This window comes from Streptomyces sp. NPDC001515 (assembly GCF_053597115.1).
In genome coordinates this window covers 123056-145146 of record NZ_JBSFHN010000017.1, presented here as the reverse complement: position 1 = coordinate 145146, position 22091 = coordinate 123056, and the positions used below count along the sequence as shown (strand labels likewise).

Genomic DNA, 22091 nt, shown 5'->3' with positions numbered 1-22091 from the left:
GCGAAACCGGACGTCACTTCCGCCACTGCTCGGCGGGGGCGACGCCGGGCAGCGGCCTGCCGATGAGCGCGAGGGCGGTGAAGAAGCCGACCTGGCCGATGGCCGTGGCGAGGGTGGCGAGCGCCTTCTCGTCGTAGTGCGCGGCGGCCTCCGCGTACAGCGCGTCGGGGACGCGCTCCCCGGCCGGGTTCGGGGTGTGGACGGCCTCCACGAGGGCCAGGGCAGCGCGTTCGGCGGGGGTGAAGTACGGGGCGTCGTGCCAGGTGGCCACGGCGGTGATGCGCTCCTCGCTCTCCCCCGCCCGGCGGAGGTTCCCGGTGTGCAGCACGGTCAGATAGGTGTTGCCGACGAGCTGGCCGGCCCGGAGCTGGACCAGGCCGATCGTGGTGCGCGGGAGGGTGCCGTTGCCGGTGGCGCGGAACAACGCCGGTCCCACCTCGCCCAGTTCGGGAACCAGGGCGGTCGGGTCGGTGAAGCGGGGAGTGCGGGTGTCCTGCTGGGTCATGACGGTGGGTGTCCTTCGCGGTCCGTGGGTGTCGGTCACTGCGTCGACGGATCGCGTGGGGCGTGTGTGACGGGACCGGTGGAACTTCTTCCGTACGGCTCCGAGCGGGCGGCCGGGACCGTCCGGTGAGGGCCGGTGGCCTCCCGCGTACGCAGGTGCCGGGCGCAGCAGCGCCGCTGCACGGCGGCCACGGCCGCGACGGCCGCACCGAGCGCCAGCCAGCCCGCCGGGCCCGCCGCCATCACGACCCCGGTCAGCAGCGGCGGCCCCGCGGACTTCTGGATGGCCTGGGACATGCCGGCGACGCCCAGATACGCGGCGCGCGCGTCGTCGGGGGCGAGCAGGACGGCCAGCTCCCACGAGGTGACCGAGCGCATCAGCTCCGCGAGGGTGACGAGCACCGCCGCCGCGAGCAGGACGACGGCCGCCGCCCACGTCCCGCACCGCACGGCCGCGGCGATCAGCGCGCAGCAGGCGGCCATGAGGACGCCGTAGAGGGAAAGGGAGTCGAGCACCCGGCGCGGGCCCTCCGTGCGGCGGGAGACGGTGAGCTGGAGCGTCACGACGAGCACGGTGTTGATGACGAGGACGGCCGGGACGAGGGCGTGGGGTGCGGCGGTGCTGCTCACCAGCCAGAGGGGGAGGCCGACGCCGAGGACCGAGTCGTCGAGGTTCATCGGGATGTCGAGCAGGACGAAGCGGAGGTAACGGCGGTCCCGCCAGGGGCTTTTGGGCCGCGCGGCCGAAGCGTGCGGGGCGGGGGCCGACGGAGGGGGGGCGTCCTCGTGCGGGGCGGAGGCCGGTGGAGGGGCGGCGGCGATCGCGGCGGCGGGTGTGCCGTCGGGCTCCCGCGTCCGGCGGACCAGCAGGGCGGCGACGACGAAGGACGCGGCGTTGGCGAGGATCATCGCGCGGTAGGCGCCGGGGGTGCCCACGGCCAGGCCGATGGCGGCGAGCCCGGCCCCCACGCCGTAGCCGGCGTTGGCCGCGCTGCGGGACAACGCCTGGTAGGCGGCCCGGCGTTCGCCCGCCGCGCGGGTCGCGAACAGCATCTCCAGGGTCTTGGCGGCCCTGTCGCCCAGAGAGGTGACCGCGACGACGGGCAGCAGCGCCCCGAACCCCGTACAGGTGAGCACCAGGACCAGGGTCAGCAGCCGCAGCAGATGGCAGGCGATCAGCAGCGCGCGGACCGGGAAGCGGCCCGCCAGCCGTCCGGCCAGCGGCGATCCGGCGATGCCCGCCACTCCGGCCGCGCCCAGCAACACGCCGATCTGCCCGGGGCTCAGCCGGGTGACGAAGGTGAAGTAGAGGACCGAGGAGGCGGCCCACAGTCCGGATCCGGTCCGGTCCACGGCCAGCGCGAGCAGCATGGTCCGCGCGTTCCGGCCGCCGGGCGGCCGGCGCAACTGGGCGAGCAGCCCGCCGCGTTCGGCCCCGGCTGCGGCCGTACCGCTGCCCTTCGCGTGGCGCACCGCCCACCCCCGGAATGCATCTCGACGTCAAGAGATCAAGGAACTCCGGAAGCCTCTCCCGAGTTATTCTCGATGTCAAGAGACTTGATGGCAAGATGCTTGATGTCGAGATAGATGTCGGTGTGCGTGCGTGGGGGCTCCGTTGACCCGGCCGTCGGCCCGTCCGGCGGCGGTCCGGCCTGGGTCACGGGCGGGCGCCGGCGGCCCGAGGCACGGGCCGCTTCCGCGCTGCGGGTTCCTTTGCCGCCGATTCGAGCGCGAGAAGAACGAGTCCCGCGCAGATCGGGAGGTAGACGAACGTGTCGGCCGGCCGCCAGGGCTCGCCCAGGAACGTCAGGGAAACGAGCACCAGCAGCACCGGCTCGACATAGCTGAGCACCCCGAACAGGGAGAACGGCAGGACACGGCCGGCGGTCAGGTACAGCGCGAAGCCGGCGGCGCTGAGAAGCCCGAGCAGGACAAGTCCGGCGATCAGTCGCGGACGGTGGACGACTGTGCCGAGCGACGGCTTGGCCGCCAGGACGAAGACCGAGAAGGGGAGCATCGCACCGAGCTCGAAGAGCTGGGCCGCGGCCGAGTCCAGAGCGAAGGCGCGTCGGCTGACGAAGTAGAGCGGTAGCCCGAGGGCAACGAGCAGGGTGGGCCAGCGCAGCCCGTCGGCGAGGACGACGGCCGCCGCGACTCCCGCTGCGGCGCAGAGCACGGCCGCGATCCGCCGGCGGGAGAGCTTCTCGCGGTAGAGCCCGACGCTGACCATCACCATGACCAGCGGCAGGATGAGATAGCCCAGAGAGAGATCGAGGCCGTGCCCGCTCCTGGGCGCCCACCCGAAGAGCCACAGTTGCAGCCCCAGGAGAGCGGCGTCCACGACCAGGACGCCGGCCAGATACGGCGTGGCGCGCAGGCGGCCGGCCAGCGCCGCGGCCTGGTCCCACGTCCGCGCCACGCAGAAGAAGGCGGCCAGGAGAGCGACCATCGCGATGATCCGGTATCCCAGGATCTGCTCGGGATCCAACGGCAGAAGGTGCGGAGGGATCATGAAAATGATCCCGAAGAGGACCGACGCTCCGACCGAGGAGAAGATCCCGGAGGCCGGGGACGGGGTGCGCGCGTTCATGAGCGTCAGTACTTTCCGGGAGAGGCGGGGAGGGTGGGACGCCCTGGGAGCGGCGGGCGGCGACCTCCAGCGTTCCCCACTTCGCCGCTAAGGACCAGCGATGAATAATGGACCTGATTCATTAGGATCTGTGGATGGTCCTGTCTGATCTCCGCCGCCTGCGGATGCTTCGCGAGCTCGCCGAACGGGGGACCCTCGCCGCCGTGGCCGCCGCGATCGGCTACAGCCCCTCGGCGGTCTCCCAGCAGCTGGCGGTACTGGAGCGGGAAGCCGGTGCCCGCCTGGTCGAGCCGGCCGGACGAGGGGTCCGGCTCACCGAGGCCGGAAAGGTGCTCGCCCGTCACGCCACCGTCCTCCTGAGCGTGGCCCAGGACGCCGAGACCGAACTGGCGGGCCTGACCCAGGAAGTCCGCGGAAGGATCCGAGCCGTGGGTCTGCAATCGGCGGCCCGGCGGCTGCTCATCCCCGCGCTGGTGGAGATGGCACGCGTGCACCCACGCGTCGAGGTGGAGATCACCGAACTCGAACTCGAAGTGGCCCTGCCCGAGCTGCGCCTGGGCACCGTCGACCTGGTCATCAGCGACGAGTACGAGGGCCATCCTCGCCCGCGCCCCGACGGCGTGGACCACCACCTGCTCCTGCGCGAAGGCACACGCGTGGTGCTGCCGGCGGGGCATCCACTCGCCGCCCGACCCGGGCCCGTCCCTCTTTCCCTGCTGCGCCACGAGGTATGGGCTTCCTCAAGCAGCGGTACCGGCCATCACGCGATGGTCATCGGAACCTGCCGGGCGCACGGAGGATTCGACCCCGACCTCCGGCACCGTTCCAACGATGCCGACGTCCAGCTCGAACTCGTCCGCCACGCAGGCGCGGTGACCCTGCTGCCCGACCTGACCCTGCCGGCGGCAGACCCGCGCCTGGCCATCCGCGACATCGCCGGCACCACCCTGACCCGACGGCTCTACGCCGTGACACGCCGGCAGTCCCCCACCTCACCAGCGCTCCACGCCTACCTCGAAGCCCTGCACCAGCAGTGCTGATCCCGCCTCCGCCCGAACGTCGGCCGCCGGAGTGGTATCCCACGGGGCACGGCGTACGGCTCCCAGGGGGGCGTTCGTGGCCGGACCGCATGGCCGGTGGCCCCAGGAGCCACCGTAAGTAACGACCTCTTAGTCCGGCAGCCCGAGAAGAGAGAGCAACTGCTGGCTGGCTTGAAACCCGCTGCCCACCGCCTGCAGAAACCGCTGAATGCGGCCCACCGATTCATCGCGGGCTTCGGTGTCCCCGGTCGCCAGTGCCGCTTCCAGGATCTGCGCATAGCTCTGGGCGGCGTCCGCGATCAGCGGGGGCGCGTCGGCGGACTCTTCGCGGAGCCTCTGCGCCAGCTCCTGATGCACATGGCGCTGGTGGGACTGGTTGAGCGAGGCGGACCCGGAGCCGAAGGACGCGTTGAGGTGGTTGTCACCGCGGCCGGTCTTCTGGTTGATGTTGATGTGCGGCGCATTAGCCTTTCGGCCGAAGTTCGCCATGTTCTCCTTCACTCCGCTCTGCGTGGTCCAGTACCGGTAGGGACCGAAGGGGTGTGCGGCGCCCACCACTTGGTGGGCGAAATCCAGACTGGCGAGCCGGCCCATGATGTGGTGGATGTCCGCGGCGTTCCAGCCGCGCGCCCCGAAGTAGTCCTGCATGTCCGCGGAGGCGCCCGGGATGCTGTTGCTGCGCGTGCACAGCTGATCCAGGGCTTCGAGTGCCAGCGCGTTCATGTCAGCTGATTCGACGGAAGGGGTTGGCAACGCGGCCAGGAAGGCGTCCTCACGCTCGACGAGGACCGCCGCCGTTCGGCGTCGGATCCGGGAGGAGACGGCGGGAAGAAGAAAAAGCCCGATGAGGAGGAAGGGAAACAGAGTAACGAGGTTCACAGCGACGGCCTTCCGCCTCGGTGCTCAGTACCCAGGACGTGGAGATGAAGCGTAAGTACGGCGACCAACCCCGGCAAGGCCTCTATTCAGTCAACTGAAGTACCGGGGCGTCTGATTGGCGGGCACCGCCCGCGCCCGCCCCGGTCCGGGAAGGTCAGCCCGGCCAGACGATCGCCTGGAGTTCGCTGTAGGCGTGCAGGGCGTACGAGCCGACGTCGCGGCCCACCCCGCTGCGCTTGAACCCGCCGAACGGGGCCTCCATGTTGCGGCCGATGGTGTTGACGCCGACGCCGCCCGCGCGCAGCCGGCCCGCGACGCGGAAGGCCCGGGCCACATCGCCCGACCACACGTAGTCGATCAGCCCGTAGTCGCTGTCGTTGGCGAGCGCGACGGCCTCCTCCTCGTCGTCGAAGGGGACCACCACCACGACCGGTCCGAAGATCTCCTCCCGCACCACCCGCATGTCGTTGGTGCAGTCGGCCAGCAGCGTCGGCGCGACGTAGAAGCCGCGCCCGGTGGGCTCCGGGCGCTCGCCGCCGGTGACCACCCGGGCCCCCTCCTTGCGGCCCAGCTCCACGTACGCCTCAACGCGGTCGCGGTGGGCGGCGGAGATGACCGGGCCGACGACCGTGCCCTTCGCCGTGGGGTCCCCGACCGTCAAATAGCCCGCGTACGCGGCCAGTTTGGCGATCAGCGCGTCGTGCACCGACCGGTGGACCAGGACGCGGGTCGGAGCCGTACAGATCTGTCCGCTGTAGAACGAGAACGTCGTCCCGATCCCCGCCACCGCCGCGTCGAGATCGGCGTCGTCGAGCACGACCGCGGCGCCCTTGCCGCCCAGCTCCATCAGCTGCCGCTTCATGGCCCGGCCGCAGACCTCGGCGATGCGCTGTCCGACCGCCGTGGAGCCGGTGAAGCTGACCATGTCGACGTCCGGTGAGTCGACGGCCGCCTCGCCCACGTCCGGGGCGGCGCCGCTGACGACGTTGACGACCCCGGCCGGGACGCCCGCCTCGGCCAGCGCCTCGGCCATCCGGTAGACGGAGAGCGGGTCCTGCGGGGCGGGCTTCACCACGACGGTGTTGCCCATCGCCAGCGCCGGGGCGATCTTGCCCGCCGGATTGGCCCAGGGGTTGTTGTACGAGGTGATGCAGGTGACCACGCCGACCGGGCGGCGGACGGCCAGGGCGCCGAAGATCCCGGCCCGGCCCATCGGACCGGCCTCGTTGATCTGCGGCGCGACCGCCTCCTCGACCGGTTCCAGGGCCCCCTTCGCGTACCGCCGGAAGCGGGCCGCGCCCACCGCGACCTGCATGCCCCGGGCGGTGCCCGTGGTGGCGCCGCTCTCCGCCTGGGCCAGCTCCGCGTGCGCCGCGAAGTCCCGGTGCATCAGGTCGGCGGCCCGGTCGAGGATCGCGGCGCGCTCCTCGGGGCGGGTGCGCGACCAGGAGGCGAAGGCGGTACGGGCCGCGGCCGCCGCCTCGTGCACCTGGGCGCGGCTCGCCTCGGGGGCGAGGCCGACGATCTCCTCGGTGGCCGGGTTGACCACCTCGTAGTGGCCGGCGGCCGGTTCGGTCCACTCGCCGCCGATGAAGAGGCGTTGGGGTGAGGTCGTCACAGGGTGCTCACCGTCCTGGTGTCGCGGCCGGAGCGCAGCACGGTCCCGGGGACCGCGCCGGTCACCTTGTCGTCGCGCAGCGTCTCGACGCCGTTGACGCGGACCGAGACGATGCCCAGTGCCTTGGAGTCCAGCCGGGGGCTGTCGCCCGGCAGGTCGTGGACGAGCCGGGCGGGCCCGGCGTCGATGCGTTCGGGGTCGAAGAGCACCAAGTCCGCGTGGTAGCCCTCCTCCACCCGCCCCCGGTCCCGCAGCCCGAACAGCCGGGCCGGGTCGTCGGTCAGCATCCGCACCGCCCGCTCCAGCGGGACGAGCCGGCGTCCGCGCAGGCAGTCGCCGAGGAAGCGCGTGGTGTAGGGGGCGCCGCACATCCGGTCCAGGTGCGCGCCCGCGTCGGAGCCACCGAGCAGCACGTCCTCGTGCTCCCAGGTGCGCTTCCTCAGGGCCCAGGAGTCCGGGTCGTTGTCCGTGGGCATCGGCCAGAGCACGGTGCGCAGTTCGTCGGCGGCGCAGATCTCGACCAGGCAGTGGAAGGGGTCCTGGCCGCGTTCGGCGGCGATGTCGCGCACCACCCGGCCGCTCAGGCCCTCGTTGGCGGCGCTGTAGGTGTCCCCGATGACGTATCGGCCGAAGTCGGCCAGCCGGCGGAAGACGCCCGCCTCCTTGCTGTCGGCGCGGCGCAGCATCTCCGCGCGGACGTCCGGGTCGCGGAGCCGCGCGATGCGCTCGGGGACGGGCAGGGCGAGGACGTCGCCCCAGCCCGGGATCAGGTTGAGGGCGCAGAAGGTGCCGAGCGACATGTTCATCGGGGTGAGGATCGGCATGGTGAGCGCGACGATCCGGCCGCCCGCGCGGCGGGCGCGTTCGCTGGGGACCAGCTGGCGCGGGACGCGTTCGGGGACGGCCGCGTCGATGGTCAGCACGTTCCAGTTGAGGGGGCGTCCGGCGGCGGCGGTCATGTCGACGAAGAGGTCGATCTCCTCGTCGGAGAACTGGTCGAGGCAGCCCGCGACGATCGCCTCGATCTGGGTGCCCTCGTGCTCCCCGACCGCGCGGGACAGGGCGAGGAGTTCCTCCGGCAGCGCGTGCCGGGAGGCGACGGGCCGGCCGTCGCCGTCGGCGTGGGTGGAGGACTGGGTGGTGGACAGGCCCCAGGCCCCGGCGTCCATCGCGTCGTGGAGCAGGGCGAGCATCGCGTCCATCTGGGCCTTCGTGGGCTGTCCGCCCACCGCGTCCGCGCCCATCACATGGCGGCGCAGCGCGCAGTGCCCGACCATGAAGCCCGCGTTGACCGCGATCCGGCCCTCCAGGGCGTCCAGGTACTCGCGGAAGCTCGACCAGGTCCAGTCCACGCCCTCCTCCAGCGCCGTGAGGGCCATGCCCTCCACCCGGGCCATCATGCGCCGGGTGTAGTCGGCGTCCTCGGGGCGGTCGGGGTGCAGGGGAGCGAGCGTGAAGCCGCAGTTGCCGCCCGCGACGGTGGTGACGCCGTGGTTCATCGACGGGGTGGCGTAGGGGTCCCAGAAGAGCTGGGCGTCGTAGTGCGTGTGCGGGTCGACGAAACCGGGGGCGAGGACGAGCCCGGTGGCGTCCTCGGAGGTGGCCGCCTCCTCGGAGACGGTGCCGGGTTCGGCGACGACGGCGATCCTGCCCTCCCGGATGCCGACGTCCGCCCGGTAGGAGGGGCCGCCGGTGCCGTCCACGACGGTCGCTCCGCGGATGAGGTGGTCGAGCATGACGGGGTTCCCTTCTCGGGGGTCGAAGCACGCGTGTGCGCCGGGGTGCGTACGGCCGCGGCACGCACCCCGGCTCGTGAGGCGGCGGTCCGGGAAGACGCCGCCCGTGCGGGGGGTACAACCAAGCCCCTCCGGCGTTCGAGGAGCCGGGGTCCGGGGGCTAGGGCCTTTCGTTCGGATCAGGCTGGATCAGGGAGCGGGGTGTGGTGCGTGGGGCTGCAAGGCGGAGGAGGGCGTCAACGCGGAGCGTTGGCAACCGACGACAACGCCGCAGACACGCGTGCCACACCCCGCGAGCCCAGCATGATCCGAACGAAAGGCCCTAGGCCCCCGGCACACGCCCTACGCCGACTCGCGGAACCGCGTCGTGCGGTGCACGGGGTCCGTGTCGATCTTCGGGATCACGTGCTCACCGATCAGCCGGATCGAGTTGAGCGTGTCCTCGCGGCTGATCCCGATCGGCATGCCGAAGCTCAGCTGGTCGGCCCCGGCCCGGTCCCAGCGGCGGCACTGGGTCAGCACCTCGTCCGGGTCGCCGCAGATCATCAGCTCCTCGGCGATCAGCAGCTCGATGATCTCCTCGGAGTACTCCGGCAGCAGCTCCGGCCACTCGGGGATGCCCTCGGGCCGGGGGAAGGTGTCGTGGTAGCGGAAGAGCAGCGACTGGAGGTAGTTCAGCCCGCCGCCGACCGCGATCTCCACGGCCTTCTTGTGGGTCTCGGCGCAGATGGCCGTGGAGGTGACCATGACGTTGTCGTTGACGAAGTCACCGACCGGTACGGCGTCCTTGACCGCGTTCTTGTAGGACTCGACGACCCACTCCATGTCGGAGACCTTCTGCACGCTGAAGCCCAGCACGCCGAGCCCCTTGCTGCCCGCCATGGCGTACGAGGCGGGCGAGCCGGCCGCGTACCACATGGCCGGGTGCGACTTCCCGTACGGCTTGGGAAGGACCTTGCGGGGAGGCAGCGACCAGTGCTTGCCCTGGAAGCCGGCGTACTCGTCCTGGAGCCACATCTTGGGGAACTCCGCGATGGTCTCCTCCCAGAGCTCCTTGGTGTGGTTCATGTCGGTGATGCCCGGCATGAACCCCAGGATCTCGTGGCTGCCCGCGCCGCGTCCGGAGCCGAACTCGAAGCGCCCCTCGGAGAGGTGGTCGAGCATGGCGACCTTCTCGGCCACCTTCACCGGGTGGTTGACGGGTGCCAGCGGGTTGAAGATCCCCGATCCGAGGTGGATGCGGTCGGTGGCGTGTGCGAGATAGCCCAGGTACACGTCGTTGGCCGAGAGGTGCGAGTACTCCTCCAGGAAGTGGTGCTCGGAGGCCCAGGCGTACTTGAAGCCGGACTTGTCCGCCTGGATGACGTACTCGGTCTCCTCGATCAGCGCCTTGTGCTCTGCCCCGGGGTCGGCCTTGGCCCGCGCGGCGGGCACGTACCCCTGTACAAAGAGCCCGAATTCCAAGGGGGTTCACCGTCCTCAATTGTTTCTGACACACCGTCAGATTGTGATGCGTCCGACTGTTCCACCGCGACCCCGACCCGTCAATACCTGACGCCTCGTCAGCTAGCGGCGGTCGTGGTCCCGGTCAGAACAGGCTGACCCCGGCCAGCCAGCCGCCGTCGATGACGAACGGCTGCCCGGTGATGTACGAGGAGTCCTCCGAGGTCAGGAAGAGCGCGAGGGCCGCCACCTCCTCCGGCCTGCCGATCCGCCCGAGCGGCACCAGCTTCCGGTAGAGCGCGTCCACGGCCTCCTTCGTCGCCTCCGGGTCCGCGCCCGGGTCCAACGCCGCCGGATTGGTCATCGCGGTGTCCACCGCCCCGGGGCACAGGGCGTTGACCCGGATCCGCTTCCCGGCCAGCTCCACCGCCGCCACCCGGGTCAGCCCCAGCACCGCGTGCTTGCTCGCGGCGTACGCCCCGACGCCGGCCATGCCGGTGAGCCCGGTGTACGAGGAGGTGTTGACGATCGTCCCTCCGCCGGCCGCCTCGATCTCCGGGGCCACCGTCCGGATCCCCAGGAACGCCCCCACCTGGTTGACCTGCACGATCTGCTGGAACTCCTCCAGCGGGGTGGACACCAGCTCGTTGAAGCGCAGGATGCCCGCGTTGTTGACCAGCCCGTCGATCCGCCCGAAGGCGTCCTTGGCGGCGGCCACGGCGGCCTGCCAGTCCTCCTCACGGCTCACGTCCAGGTGCGTGAAGAGCGCGATGTCCTCGCCCAGCTCCTTGGCCAGGGCCGCGCCCTGCTCGTCGAGCACGTCCGCGATCACCACCCGGGCCCCCTCGGCGGCGAAGAGCCGGGCCTCCTGCTCGCCCTGCCCGCGCGCCGCGCCGGTGATCAGCACGGTCCGTCCGTCCAGCTTTCCCATGGTCGTCTCCCTGCCTGTGTGGGGCCGTTACTCGTCGGGGTCGCTACTCGTCGGGGCTGTTACTCGTCGGGGGCCGCTACTCGTCCGGGCCGTCGAGGTGCGGTGCGACATCGGCGGCGAACGCCGCCATCTGATCGGTCAGTTCATGGAGCGAGCGGCTGCGGAACCGCACCTGGATCTGGTGCACGCCCATCGCGGCGTACTCCCGCAGCGACTCCGCCAGGGCCTCCGGCTTCCCGCTGAGCGTGCGCCGCCCCACGGACCACTCCGGCTCCCCCACGTACAGCGGTTCGGTGATGGCACCGACCACGATCGGCTCGCTCACGCCCGCCGCCTCGCGCAGGGCGTGCAGCCGGGCGATCTGCTCCGGCAGCTTGGCCCGGGGGTCCCCCTGCGGCAGCCAGCCGTCGCCACGCACGGCCGCCCGGCGCACGGCGGCGGGCGAGGAGCCGCCCACCCAGACCGGCACCCGCTCCTGCGCCGGACGGGGGCGCTGCCCCAGCCCGGCGAACGAGAACCGCTCCCCCGCGAACTCCGGGTACTCCTCGGGCCCGAGCGCGGCCCGCAGCGCGTCGATCGTCTCGTCCAGCACCGCCCCGCGCCCCTCGAAGTCCGCGCCCAGCGCCTCGAACTCCTCGCGCACATGACCGGCCCCCACTCCGAGGACCAGCCGGCCGCCGCTGAGGTGGTCGAGCGTGGCGTACTGCTTGGCGGTGGCCAGCGGATGGCGCAGTCCGACGACCGCGACATGGCTCATCAGCAGCACGCGTTCGGTGACCCCGGCCAGAAAGCCCAGCGTGGCCACCGGGTCGTACCAGACGGTGCTCATGCCCTCCGCGAGCCGGCGCGGAATGGCGACGTGGTCACAGCTCGCGAGATACGTGAACCCCGCCCGGTCGGCGGTGCGGGCGATCTCGACCAGGTCGGCGGGGGTGGCCCCGGCCTCCCAGGGCTCCGCGTAGATGGCGCTCTGCGACTGGATCGGGAGCTGCATCCCGTACGACAGCGGTCCGGCGGTCGATATCGGCACCGTCGGCCTCCTTCCCTGAGTGACGCCGCGGCTGACGCCGCACCCGACGCCATTTCTGACGCACCGTCACCTGACGCCGCGCGGGGCCATCGTCATGCCTGACGCCGCATCAGACAAGGGGCACGGGCCAACCGGCCGGGGCGGACCGGCCCCGGTACGCCGAAGGGGCGGCGTGCGTCCGACACGGAGTCGGTGCACGCCGCCCCGGGGGCGGTGCGGCGGTGCGCGGGACGGTCCCGCGCCCGCACGGCGATTACGCGGCCTCCCTGTCGAACTGGGCGCGGGACCAGCGGTGACCGAGCACCGTGAGGAGCAGGCACCAGCCCAGGGCGATCCAGCCGTTGTTGCCGATCTCGGTGCCGAGGAGCAGTCCGCGCAGGGTCTCGATGGCGGGGGTGAAGGGCTGGTATTCGGCGATCGGCCGGAACCAGCCGGGCATGGAGTCCAGCGGGACGAAGGCGCTGGAGATCAGCGGGAGCAGGATCAGCGGCATGGCGCTGTTGCTCGCCGCCTCCGCGTTCGGGCTGCCCAGCCCCATGCCCACGGCGATCCAGGTGAAGGCGAGGGTGAAGAGGGCCAGCAGCCCGAAGGCGGCGAGCCACTCCAGGACGGTGGCGTCCGTCGAGCGGAAGCCCATCGCCACCCCCACGGCCCCGACGAGCACCAGGCTGAGCAGGGTCCGGATGACGCTGCCGACCACATGGCCGAAGAGGATCGAGCTGCGGTGGATGGCCATGGTCCGGAAGCGGGCGATGATCCCTTCGCTCATGTCGGTGGAGACCGAGACCGCCGTGCCGATGGTGGTGGACCCGATGGTCATGAGCAGGATGCCCGGCACGAGGTACGCGATGTACGCGTCGCGGCCCGCCCCACCGCTCATGGTGTCTCCGAAGATGTAGACGAAGAGGAGGAGCAGCATGATCGGGGTGAGGAGGAGGTTGAGGGTGAGGGAGGGGTAGCGGCGGGCGTGGAGGAGGTTGCGTCGGAGCATGGTGGTCGAGTCGCGGACGGCGAGGGTGAGGGTGCTCATCGGACGGTCTCCTTGGCGGCGGCGGGTGCGGTGTTGTTGTGGGTGGTGAGGGCGAAGAAGACGTCGTCGAGGTCGGGGGTGTGGACGGTGAGTTCGTCGGCGTCGATGCCTGCGGTGTCGAGGCGGTCGAGGATGGTGCGCAGGGTGCGTTGGCTGCCGTCGCTGGGGAGGGTGAGGGCGAGGGTGTCGTCGTGGGGGGTGGCGTCGGGGAGTTGGGTGGTGGCGGTGCGGTAGGCGGTGGGGTCGGTGAAGCGGAGTTTGACGTGTCCGCCGGGGACGAGGCGCTTCAGCTCGTCGGGGGTGCCGTGGGCGGCGATGGTGCCGTTGTTGAGGACGGCGATGCGGTCGGCGAGCTGGTCGGCTTCTTCGAGGTACTGGGTGGTGAGGAAGACGGTGACGCCGGTGGTGACGAGGTCGCGGATGATGCCCCACATGGTGTGGCGGGAGCGGGGGTCGAGGCCGGTGGTGGGTTCGTCGAGGAAGATGATGCGGGGGTCGCCGACGAGGGTCATGGCGATGTCGAGGCGTCGTTTCATGCCGCCTGAGTAGGTGGAGGCGGGTTTCTTCGCGGCGTCGGTGAGGTCGAAGCGGTCCAGGAGTTCGGTGGTGACGCGGCGGCCTTCGTTCTTGGGCAGGTGGTGGAGGTCGGCCATCAGGAGCATGTTCTCCTCGCCGGTGATCAGTCCGTCGACGGCGGAGAACTGGCCGGTGACGCCGATGGTGGCGCGGGCGGATTGGGCGTCGGTGGCCAGATCGTGGCCGCCGATCCGGACCGGCCCGGACCCGGCGTCCGGCCGCACCAGCGTGGAGAGGATCTTCACGGCCGTCGTCTTGCCCGCACCGTTCGGCCCCAGCAGCGCGAAGACCGTGCCTTCGGGGACCGTCAGGTCGATGCCGTCGAGGACGGTCTTGTCGCCGTAGGACTTGCGCAGACCGTGCGCGGCGATGGCGGTGTTCGTCACGGGAATCGCTCCTTCGCGAGTTCTGGGTTCCGGCTTCAGAGGCTGCGGGCGGTGATGTCGCCCTGGGTGGTGGTCGCCCGGACGGTGAGGGCGGGGGTGGCGTCGGCGTTGCGCAGGCTGTTGTCGATCCGGCCGAGTGCGGTGCCGGCGTCCAGCGAGGCGGAGACGCCCCGGGCCGCCTGGACCGTGATGTCGCCCAGCTGGGTGCTCAGGTCGAGGGCGCCCCGGGTGGCCTCGGTGACGGTGATGGCGCCGCGCTGGGTGCGGATCTCGGCGTCCCCGGTGAGCCGGCCGACGGTGACGGCCGCGTCGTGGGCCGAGAGGCGGGCGCTCGCGGCCTCGTCCAGCTTCACGCTGCCGAACCCGCCGTCGAGGGCGACGTCCCCGAGCCGGCCCACCCCCCGGAACTCGGCGGCGGCCGCGGTGGCCTCGACGTGCGAACCGGAGGGGAGCTGGACGGTGACCTCGACCGAACCGCTGGAGTCGCCGATCACGCGGTGCTTGGTCTCCGGGGCGATCCGGATGTGCAGGACGCCCTCGGCGTAACGGACCTCGGCCCGCTCGGCGGTCCGGACGTCGCGCCTCTTCGAGGCGTCGGCCGGACGGACCTCGACCGCGGTGTCCGCCCGGTCGGCGGCGATGAGGCTGATGCGCCCGGCGGGGATGTCGAGGACGGCGCGGACGGCGGCGGGGGTGTCGAACTTCTGCATGGCTTTCTCCTTCTCCTGTGGAGCCTGCCGGCGCTTCGGGCCCCGGTGGCCCGTGCTTTCCGACAGAGGAAAAGCTACGTTGCATTCACTGGACCGGCAACGACTTTGTTGCATCAGAAGACAGTAACTGCACGTAGATACAGGGAATTTGATGCAATGACCTCGCGCATAACGCAACGCAACACTCCAGAGACCGTTGCAATGGCTTGGGATCGAACGCTATAGTCGGCCCGTCGCGCGGCCACCGGGCCGCGCGCCCGGAGCACCGAGGAGGCCGCGATGCCGGGAGGCAGACTCACCCAGCAGGAACGCCGGCAGATCGCCCTGGGGCTGGCCGACGGCCTCGCGTACGCCGAGATCGCCAGGCGCCTGGACCGCCCCACCTCGACGGTCACCCGCGAGGTCATGCGCAACGGCGGCCCCACCGCCTACCGCGCCGAGGTGGCCCACCGCGCCACCGAACACCGCGCCCACCGCCGCAAGAAGCCCGAGCCCCGCGCCGCGCACACCCCTCCGCAGCCCCACGGGCGCGACCCCGAGGCGGTCCGCGCCTTCGAGGAGGTGCTGACCACCGTCCTCCTGGCGTCCGGCGCCCCGCTGATGGTGTCCCGGGTGCTGGCCTGCCTGTACGTCACCGACACCGGCAGCCTCACCGCCGCCGAACTCGCCCAGCGGCTCCAGGTCAGCCCGGCGTCCGTCTCCAAGGCCATCTCCTACCTGGAGAGCCAGGGCATGATCGGCCGCTCGCGCGACGAGCGGCGCCGCGAGCGCTACACCGTCGACGACGACATCATGTACCGGTCCATGATGGCCAGCGCCCGCTCCACCGCCCAGCTCGTCGACACCGCCCGCCAGGGCGTCCCCGTCCTCGGCGCGGACACCCCGGCCGGGGTCCGCCTCGAAAACATGGCCCGCTTCCTCGACTACGTCTCCGAGGCCATAGCCCGCGCCGCCGAACAGGCCCGAGCCATCCTCCACACCGCCCCGGCCCCGGACGGACCCGCCGGACCGGCCGAGCCGGACACGGAGGGCGCGGACGCCCCGCCCCGCGCCTGAGCCCTGCCTCTCCCGCCCCGCCTACTTCCGGTACAGCTCCTCGATCTCCTTCGCGAAGTCCCGGGCGATGGCGTCCCGTTTCAGCTTGAGGGACGGGGTCAGGTGGCCGTTCTCCTCGGTGAAGTCGACGGGGAGGACGGTGAACTTGCGGATGGATTCGGCGCGGGAGACGAGGCGGTTGGCCTCGTCGACGGCGCGTTGGAGGGCGGTGCGCAGCTCCTCGTCGTGGATCAGGTCGCGAATCGGGACGTCCTGTTTCTTCGCCATCCGGCGCCAGTGGGCGAGGCCGTCGGGTTCCAGGGTGATCAGGGCGGTGATGAAGGAGCGGTTGTCGCCGACGACCATGCACTGGCTGACGAGGGGGTGGGCGCGCAGCCAGTCCTCCAGGGGGGCGGGGGTGACGTTCTTGCCGCCCGAGGTGATGATGATGTCCTTCTTGCGGCCGGTGATCGTGAGGTAGCCGTCGTCGTCGAGTGCGCCGATGTCCCCGGTGGCGAACCAGCCGTCGTCCAGGACGGGGACGGCCTCGCCGCGCTCCGCGTCCCAGTAGCCGCTGAACACCTGGCCGCCGCTGAGCAGGACCTCGCCGTCCGGGGCGATGCGTACGGAGGTGCCGGGCAGCGGCCAGCCGACGGTGCCCAGGCGGGGGCGGAGCGGCGGGGTGACGGTGGCGGCGGCGGTGGTCTCGGTGAGGCCGTAGCCCTCGAAGATCTCGACGCCGGCGCCCGCGTAGAAGGAGGCGAGCCGGCGGCCCAGCGGGGAGCCGCCGCAGATCGCGTAGCGCAGATGGCCGCCGAGCGCGGCCCGTATCCGGCGGTAGACCAGCGGGTCGTAGAGCGCGCGGGCGGCGCGCAGTCCGAGCCCGGGGCCGGGGCCCGTGCCGTGCTGGGCGGCCTCGACGGCCTCGCCGTAGCGCTGGGCGATGCGGGCCGCGCGGTCGAAGGAGGAGGCGCGGCCCATCGTCTCGGCGGTGGCCCGGCCGGTGTTGTAGACCTTCTCCAGGACGTACGGGATCGCCAGCAGGAACGACGGCCGGAACCCGGCGAGGTCGTCGAGCAGGTCCTCCGTCCTGATGGAGGGGGCGTGGCCGAGCCGGACCCGGGCGCGCAGGCAGCCGATGGCGACCATCCGGCCGAAGACGTGCGAGAGCGGCAGGAACAGCAGGGTGGACGCGGGGTACTTGCTGACGGACTTGAAGACCGGGTGGAGGAGTTCGATGGCGTTGTCGACCTCGGCGTAGAAGTTGCCGTGGGTCAGGACGCAGCCCTTGGGGCGGCCGGTGGTGCCGGAGGTGTAGATGAGGGTGGCCGGGGTGTCGGGCTCCAGGGTGGCGCGGCGGGCGTCCACGGCGTCGTCCGGGACGCCCTCGCCGCTCTTCTTCAGCCGGTCCAGCGCCCCGGTGTCGAACTGCCAGAGGTGGGCCAGGTGCGCGAGCCCCTTGCGTTCCTGGCTGATGAGGCGGCCCTGTTCGGCGGTCTCGACCGCGCAGGCGACGGCCCCGGAGTCCTGGAGGATCCAGCGGGCCTGGAAGGCGGAGGAGGTCGGGTAGACGGGCACGGTGACCAGTCCGGCGGCCCAGGACGCGAAGTCCAGCAGGGTCCACTCGTACGTGGTGCGGGCCATGATGGCGATCCGGTCGCCGCCGCGCAGCCCCTCCGCGATGAGCCCCTTGGCCACCGCCCGCACCTCGGCCACGAACTGAGCCGCCGTCACGTCCTCCCACACCCCGTCCGCCCGCTTGCGGCTGAGGACGGCCTCCCCAGGGGCCTCGCGGGCGTTGTCGAAGGGGATCTCGGCGAGCGATCCGCGCAGGACGGGCGGGGCCAGCGCCGGTACGGAGACCTGCCGGACGGTGCCGTCGGCGTCCCTGGTCCTCTCCGGTTCGACCAGGACGGGGGTGGTGGGTGCGGGTGGCGTGGACACGTGCGGCTCCTCGGGATGGGGTCGGGCGGTGCACCTGGGCGCGGACCGGAACCCCGGCGGTCGCCCGGAGGCCGGGCGGGGGCTCACGGACACGGCCCGAGCCGTCCGGCGCGGGAGGCGGCCCCCGGCCGGTGCGAACCGTCCGGCCGGGAGCGGAAGGGCTCCCGGACCGGACCGGGCGGTCCGGCGACGCGGGCGGGCGTGCCTCGCCGGACCGCGGACAGCGGTCGTACGGATCAGACGCGTTCGAGGATCGCCGTGACCCCCTGGCCGCCCGCCGCGCAGACGGAGATCAGGCCCCGGCCCGGAGCGCCCCGCTCCGCGAGCAGCTTGGCCAGGGTGGCGACGATCCGGGCGCCCGTCGCGGCGAAGGGGTGACCGGTGGCCAGGGAGGACCCCGCCACGTTGAGCCGGTCCCGGTCGACGGGGCCGAGCCCCCGCTTCTCCCAGGCCGCCAGCGTGGCCAGCACCTGGGAGGCGAACGCCTCGTGCACCTCCAGCAGGTCGAAGTCGTCGAGCCGGAGCCCGGCCCGCTCCAGCAGCCGGGGCACGGCGTACGCGGGCGCCATCAGCAGCCCGTCCTCGCCGTTCACGTAGTCGACGGCGGCCGTCTCGTACAGCGAGAGGTACGCCTGCGGTTCCAGGCCGTGCGCCTCGGCCCACTCCTCGCTCGCCAGGAGGACGGTCGCGGCGCCGTCCGTGAGGGGCGTCGAGTTGCCCGCGGTCATCGTCGCGTCCGGGTGGTCCGTGCCGAACACCGGCTTCAGGGTGGCGAGTTTCTCGACCGTGGAGCCGGGGCGCAGGTTCTGGTCGCGTTCCAGGCCCAGGTACGGGACGACGAGGTCGTCCAGGAAGCCCCGGTCGTAGGCGGCGGCCAGGCGCTGGTGGCTGGTGGCGGCGAGGAGGTCCTGCTCGGCGCGGCCGATGTCCCACTGCCGGGCGGTGACGGCGGCGTGCTCGCCCATCGAGAGTCCGGTGCGGGGCTCGGCGTTGCGCGGGATGTCCGGGACGAGGTGGCGGGGGCGCAGGCCCGTGAGGGCCTTGGCGCGGGCGCCCGCCGATGTCGCGCGCCGGACGGACAGCAGCAGCCGGCGCAGCTCGTCGTTGACGCCGAGCGGGGCGTCGCTCGTGGTGTCCGTGCCGCCGGCGATCGCGGAGTCGATCGCCCCGAGCATGATCTTGTTCGCGGCGGCGATCACCGCCTGGAGCCCGGTGCCGCAGGCCTGCTGGACGTCGTACGCGGGGGTGCGCGGGTCGAGCCGCGAGCCGAGCACGGTCTCCCGGGCCAGGTTGAAGTCCCGGCTGTGCTTGAGGACCGCGCCCGCCGCGAACTCCCCGACGCGCTGCCCCTGGAGCCCGAACCGCTCCACCAGACCGTCGAGCGCGGCGGTCAGCATCTGCTGGTTGGAGGCGCGCGCGTAGGGCCCGTCGGAGCGGGCGAAGGGGATGCGGCTGCCCCCGATGACCGCGACCCGGCGGGGCCGCGGGAGTGCGAGGGGAATCATCTCGACCAACTCATCTCGACCATCTCCTGACCCTTGAGTAACCTTACTCCGGAGTAAATCTACGACCGAGCAGGGAGTCTGGACAATGGCCGACCGCTATCTGCACCTGACCGGCACGGCACCCGGCAGGTTCCTCACCCGCAGGCTCGGTCTGCCGCAGCCCGCCCGGCTGCGGCGCTGGACCCTGGAGACGCCGACGCTGACCGGCCCGGTCCGCCCCCTCACCGCCGGGGACTCCGCCGTCACCGAGGAGCTGGCCGCGATCCTCGCCGCCACCGGCCTCACGGTCGACGCCCGCGCGGACCGGCCCGCCGCGCTGGTGCTCGACGCGACCGCCGTCGACACCGCCGCCGGGCTCGGCGCGGTGCACGCCGCCCTCCACCCGGTCGTCCGCTCGCTCGCCCCCGGCGGCCGGATCGTCGTCATCGGCATGCGGCCCTCAGCGGAGGACCACCACCAGGCCGCCGCCCAGCAGGCCCTGGAGGGCTTCGTGCGCTCGCTGGGCAAGGAGATCGGCAAGGGCGCCACCGTCCAGCTGGTGCGCATCGCCCCCGGAGCCGTCGCCTCCGCCGCGTCCACCCTGCGCTTCCTGCTCTCGCCCCGCTCCGCGTACGTCAGCGGCCAGGTCATCGAGGTCGGCGACGCCGCCCCCGGCGAGGTCGCGGACTGGGCCGCCCCGCTCACCGGCCGCACCGCCCTGGTCACCGGCGCCGCCCGGGGCATCGGGGCCTCCGTCGCCTCGGTCCTGGCCCGCGACGGGGCCCGGGTCGTCTGCCTGGACGTCCCCCAGGCCCAGGACGACCTCGTCCGCACCGCCGACCGGCTCGGCGCCACCGCGCTGCCCCTCGACATCACCGCCGACGACGCCGCCGACCGCATCGCGTCCGCCGCCCCGGACGGGCTCGACATCCTCGTCCACAACGCCGGCATCACCCGCGACCGGCGGCTGGCCAACATGCCCGCCGAGCGCTGGGCCTCGGTCATCGACGTCAACCTGGACAGCGTCCTGCGCACCACCGACGCCCTGCTGACGTCGGGCACGCTGCGCCGGGGCGGCCGGATCGTCGCCACCGCCTCCATCGCGGGCATCGCGGGCAACAACGGCCAGACCAACTACGCGGCCAGCAAGGCCGGCATCATCGGCCTGGTCCGCTCCCTGGCCCCGCGCGCCGCCGCCGACCACGGCGTCACCGTCAACGCGGTGGCCCCCGGCTTCATCGAGACCAAGATGACCGCGGCCGTCCCGCTCCTCATCCGCGAGGCGGGCCGCCGGATGAACTCCCTCTCCCAGGGCGGCCTCCCGGTCGACGTGGCCGAGACCACCGCCTGGTTCGCCCAGCCCGCCTCGACCGCCGTCAACGGTCAGATCGTCCGGGTCTGCGGCCAGAGCCTGCTGGGAGCGTGAGCCCGTGCCCAGCCTGGCCCTCTCGCTCGCCCGGGGCGCCGTCACCTCCCCCTTCAAACGGGCCGGACGCCCCGGCGCCACCCTCCCCGCCGACCGCCTCCGCCGACCGCCCGCCCCGGCCGCGGCCGCCCCGCTGGCCGCGTACCGCGCGCTCTGCGGCTTCCCGGCGACCGGACCGCTCCCGGTGACCTACCCGCACGTCCTGGCGTTCCCCCTGGCCATGCGGCTCATGACCCGCCGCGCCTTCCCGCTGCCGGTCACCGGCCTCGTCCACACCTGGATCGAGATCACCGCCCACCGCCCCCTGCGCCCCGAGGACCCGCTCGAACTCACTGTGTACGCCCGGGAGCTGAGCCCGCACCGACGGGGCACCGAGGTGACCATGGTGACCGAGGCGCGGCTCTCCGGGGAGCTGGTGTGGGAGTCCCGCAGCGGCTACCTCTCCCGGCACACCACGCGGAACGCGACCGCCGGGCCGGAGCCCCGAACCCCGGATCCCGCGCTGCCGGTCCGCACCGAGTGGCGGCTGCCCGCCGACCTCGGACGGCGTTACGGGGCCGCCTCCGGCGACCGCAACCCCATCCACCTCCACCCGCTGACCGCCCGGCTCTTCGGCTTCCCCCGGGCCATCGCCCACGGCATGTGGACCGTCGCCCGCTGCCTGGCCGAGACCCCCGAACCGGCCCGGCTCCACACCGTACGGGCCGACTTCCGGGCCCCCGTGCTGCTGCCCGGCACCGTCGCCTACGCCTCCGACGGCGCGGCGTTCCAACTGCGCGGCGGCCGGGACGGGGAGCGACTGCACCTCACCGGCACCGCGACGACCGGGCCGGACGGCCCTCAGGGCGTGTGGTGAAGGTCCCGCCCGCTCGGCGGCGCCTGGCGCGCCCTACGGGCGGGCGGGGCCACTTTCACACACGCCCTGAGGGCCTTCCTCCGCCGGCACCTGCCACGGCCGGCCGTGCATCAGGTTCTCCAGACCGGCCCAGGAGAAGTTCATCAGGGTGGCCGCGGCCTCCTTCGCGGAGACGCCCGGGGTCTCGTTGGCCCAGCCGGCCAGCGCCTCCGCCGCCCCCACCAGCGCCTGGGCGAGCCCCGCCACATCGCGGTCGGCGAGTTCCGCGTCGTGGTGCGCCTCGCGTGCCGCGGCGCCGATCAGGCCCGTCACGAAGGCGACGATCTCCTCGCGCATCACGTGCACCTCGGTGGCGAACGGCTCGCCGTGGGTGCGCGCCTGCCGGTAGAGGACCGCCCATCCGTCCGGATTCTCCGCGGTGTGCGTGAAGAACGCCCGCAGTCCTGACCAGAGTTGTCGGTCGGCCGACAGGCCCGGCTCGGCGCCCGCCCGGATCGCCGCGAGCAGCGCCGCGGCCTCCCGCCGGATGCAGGCGGTGAAAAGCTCGTCCTTGGAGTGCAGGTAGAGGTACACCAGGGGCTTGGACACCCCGGCCAGCTCCGCGATCTCGTCCATCGACGCCGCCCGGTAGCCCCGCTGCCCGAACGTCTGCACCGCGGCGTCCATCATCTGCCGCTCGCGCACGGCGCGCGGCATCCGCTTGTTCCTCACAGCACCCACGTCGACTTCCTTCCCGCCCCGCCGCACTACTCCCCGGTAAGCCTACGGGGGACGCCGTCCGAAGACCTGTTCGCGGCCGCCCGCGGCGGCGTGCCGCCGCCGCGCCCCCGTACCCCCTGCGTAGGGTCGTCGCCCGCACGAGGGCCGCGAGGT

The 22091-nt window shown here is 72.6% G+C and carries 19 protein-coding genes; 4 read left to right on the top strand and 15 right to left on the bottom strand.

Annotation, left to right across the window (positions count from 1 at the left end; translation table 11 throughout):
• Positions 1-13: 13 nt before the first annotated feature.
• From ACWCXC_RS19675 to rarD, 3 genes are all read right to left on the bottom strand, one after another.
• Entirely contained in the window at positions 14-505 is a 492-nt protein-coding gene (locus tag ACWCXC_RS19675; protein ID WP_450681598.1) for a carboxymuconolactone decarboxylase family protein, read from the bottom strand.
• Between the two features lie 35 nt (positions 506-540).
• Positions 541-1977, bottom strand: a complete 1437-nt coding sequence (locus tag ACWCXC_RS19670; RefSeq protein ID WP_450890065.1) for an MFS transporter — start codon at positions 1975-1977, stop codon at positions 541-543.
• Between the two features lie 184 nt (positions 1978-2161).
• Positions 2162-3094: an EamA family transporter RarD gene (rarD, locus tag ACWCXC_RS19665; protein ID WP_450890064.1), complete on the bottom strand. Its 933-nt coding sequence runs from the start codon at positions 3092-3094 to the stop codon at positions 2162-2164.
• A gap of 134 nt (positions 3095-3228) precedes the next feature.
• Between rarD and ACWCXC_RS19660 the strand changes: the two genes are divergently transcribed.
• On the top strand, positions 3229-4134 hold the full coding sequence (locus ACWCXC_RS19660) for a LysR family transcriptional regulator (RefSeq protein ID WP_450890063.1): 906 nt from the start codon (positions 3229-3231) through the stop codon (positions 4132-4134).
• Between the two features lie 129 nt (positions 4135-4263).
• On the opposite strand, the gene ACWCXC_RS19655 is transcribed toward ACWCXC_RS19660, so the two are convergent.
• The 9 genes from ACWCXC_RS19655 to ACWCXC_RS19615 all read right to left on the bottom strand — a co-directional run bounded on the left by ACWCXC_RS19655 (position 4264) and on the right by ACWCXC_RS19615 (position 14473).
• Positions 4264-5013, bottom strand: a complete 750-nt coding sequence (locus tag ACWCXC_RS19655; protein ID WP_450890062.1) for a hypothetical protein — start codon at positions 5011-5013, stop codon at positions 4264-4266.
• Positions 5014-5167: 154 nt separating this feature from the next.
• Positions 5168-6631 (bottom strand): aldehyde dehydrogenase family protein, encoded by a 1464-nt coding sequence (locus ACWCXC_RS19650; RefSeq protein WP_450681594.1) that lies wholly within the window; start codon positions 6629-6631, stop codon positions 5168-5170.
• Positions 6628-8367, bottom strand: coding sequence for an N-acyl-D-amino-acid deacylase family protein (locus ACWCXC_RS19645; RefSeq protein ID WP_450890061.1), 1740 nt, complete (start codon positions 8365-8367; stop codon positions 6628-6630). The genes ACWCXC_RS19650 and ACWCXC_RS19645 overlap by 4 nt, the downstream gene beginning before the upstream one ends.
• A 342-nt stretch (positions 8368-8709) precedes the next feature.
• A complete protein-coding gene (locus tag ACWCXC_RS19640; RefSeq protein ID WP_450686108.1) occupies positions 8710-9831 on the bottom strand; it encodes an LLM class flavin-dependent oxidoreductase in 1122 nt (373 codons plus the stop codon).
• 124 nt (positions 9832-9955) lie between these two features.
• A complete protein-coding gene (locus ACWCXC_RS19635; RefSeq protein ID WP_450686109.1) occupies positions 9956-10741 on the bottom strand; it encodes an SDR family NAD(P)-dependent oxidoreductase in 786 nt (261 codons plus the stop codon).
• 76 nt (positions 10742-10817) lie between these two features.
• Positions 10818-11771, bottom strand: coding sequence for an LLM class F420-dependent oxidoreductase (locus ACWCXC_RS19630; RefSeq protein WP_450686110.1), 954 nt, complete (start codon positions 11769-11771; stop codon positions 10818-10820).
• Between the two features lie 253 nt (positions 11772-12024).
• Positions 12025-12801, bottom strand: coding sequence for an ABC transporter permease (locus ACWCXC_RS19625; RefSeq protein ID WP_450890060.1), 777 nt, complete (start codon positions 12799-12801; stop codon positions 12025-12027).
• On the bottom strand, positions 12798-13763 hold the full coding sequence (locus ACWCXC_RS19620; protein ID WP_450890059.1) for an ATP-binding cassette domain-containing protein: 966 nt from the start codon (positions 13761-13763) through the stop codon (positions 12798-12800). Before ACWCXC_RS19620 ends, ACWCXC_RS19625 begins: the two co-directional genes overlap by 4 nt.
• 35 nt (positions 13764-13798) lie before the next feature.
• Positions 13799-14473 carry a DUF4097 family beta strand repeat-containing protein gene (locus ACWCXC_RS19615; RefSeq protein WP_450890058.1) on the bottom strand — a complete coding sequence of 225 codons (675 nt, stop codon included), beginning with the start codon at positions 14471-14473 and terminating at the stop codon, positions 13799-13801.
• A gap of 279 nt (positions 14474-14752) precedes the next feature.
• On the opposite strand from ACWCXC_RS19615, the gene ACWCXC_RS19610 reads away from it, so the two are divergent.
• Positions 14753-15529 (top strand): helix-turn-helix domain-containing protein, encoded by a 777-nt coding sequence (locus ACWCXC_RS19610; protein WP_450682614.1) that lies wholly within the window; start codon positions 14753-14755, stop codon positions 15527-15529.
• Positions 15530-15550: 21 nt separating this feature from the next.
• Here ACWCXC_RS19610 and ACWCXC_RS19605 read toward each other — a convergent pair whose 3' ends face one another.
• A complete protein-coding gene (locus ACWCXC_RS19605; protein ID WP_450890057.1) occupies positions 15551-17452 on the bottom strand; it encodes an AMP-dependent synthetase/ligase in 1902 nt (633 codons plus the stop codon).
• Positions 17453-17688: 236 nt separating this feature from the next.
• A complete protein-coding gene (locus ACWCXC_RS19600; RefSeq protein WP_450682612.1) occupies positions 17689-18957 on the bottom strand; it encodes an acetyl-CoA C-acetyltransferase in 1269 nt (422 codons plus the stop codon).
• A gap of 85 nt (positions 18958-19042) precedes the next feature.
• Between ACWCXC_RS19600 and ACWCXC_RS19595 the strand changes: the two genes are divergently transcribed.
• Both ACWCXC_RS19595 and ACWCXC_RS19590 read left to right on the top strand, forming a co-directional pair.
• A complete protein-coding gene (locus ACWCXC_RS19595) occupies positions 19043-20362 on the top strand; it encodes a 3-oxoacyl-ACP reductase (RefSeq protein WP_450890056.1) in 1320 nt (439 codons plus the stop codon).
• Between the two features lie 4 nt (positions 20363-20366).
• The gene (locus ACWCXC_RS19590; protein ID WP_450890055.1) at positions 20367-21218 is read left to right on the top strand and encodes a MaoC/PaaZ C-terminal domain-containing protein; all 852 of its coding nucleotides are present in this window, start codon (positions 20367-20369) and stop codon (positions 21216-21218) included.
• 33 nt (positions 21219-21251) lie between these two features.
• Here ACWCXC_RS19590 and ACWCXC_RS19585 read toward each other — a convergent pair whose 3' ends face one another.
• Positions 21252-21914: a TetR/AcrR family transcriptional regulator gene (locus tag ACWCXC_RS19585; protein WP_450682619.1), complete on the bottom strand. Its 663-nt coding sequence runs from the start codon at positions 21912-21914 to the stop codon at positions 21252-21254.
• Positions 21915-22091: the final 177 nt, after the last annotated feature.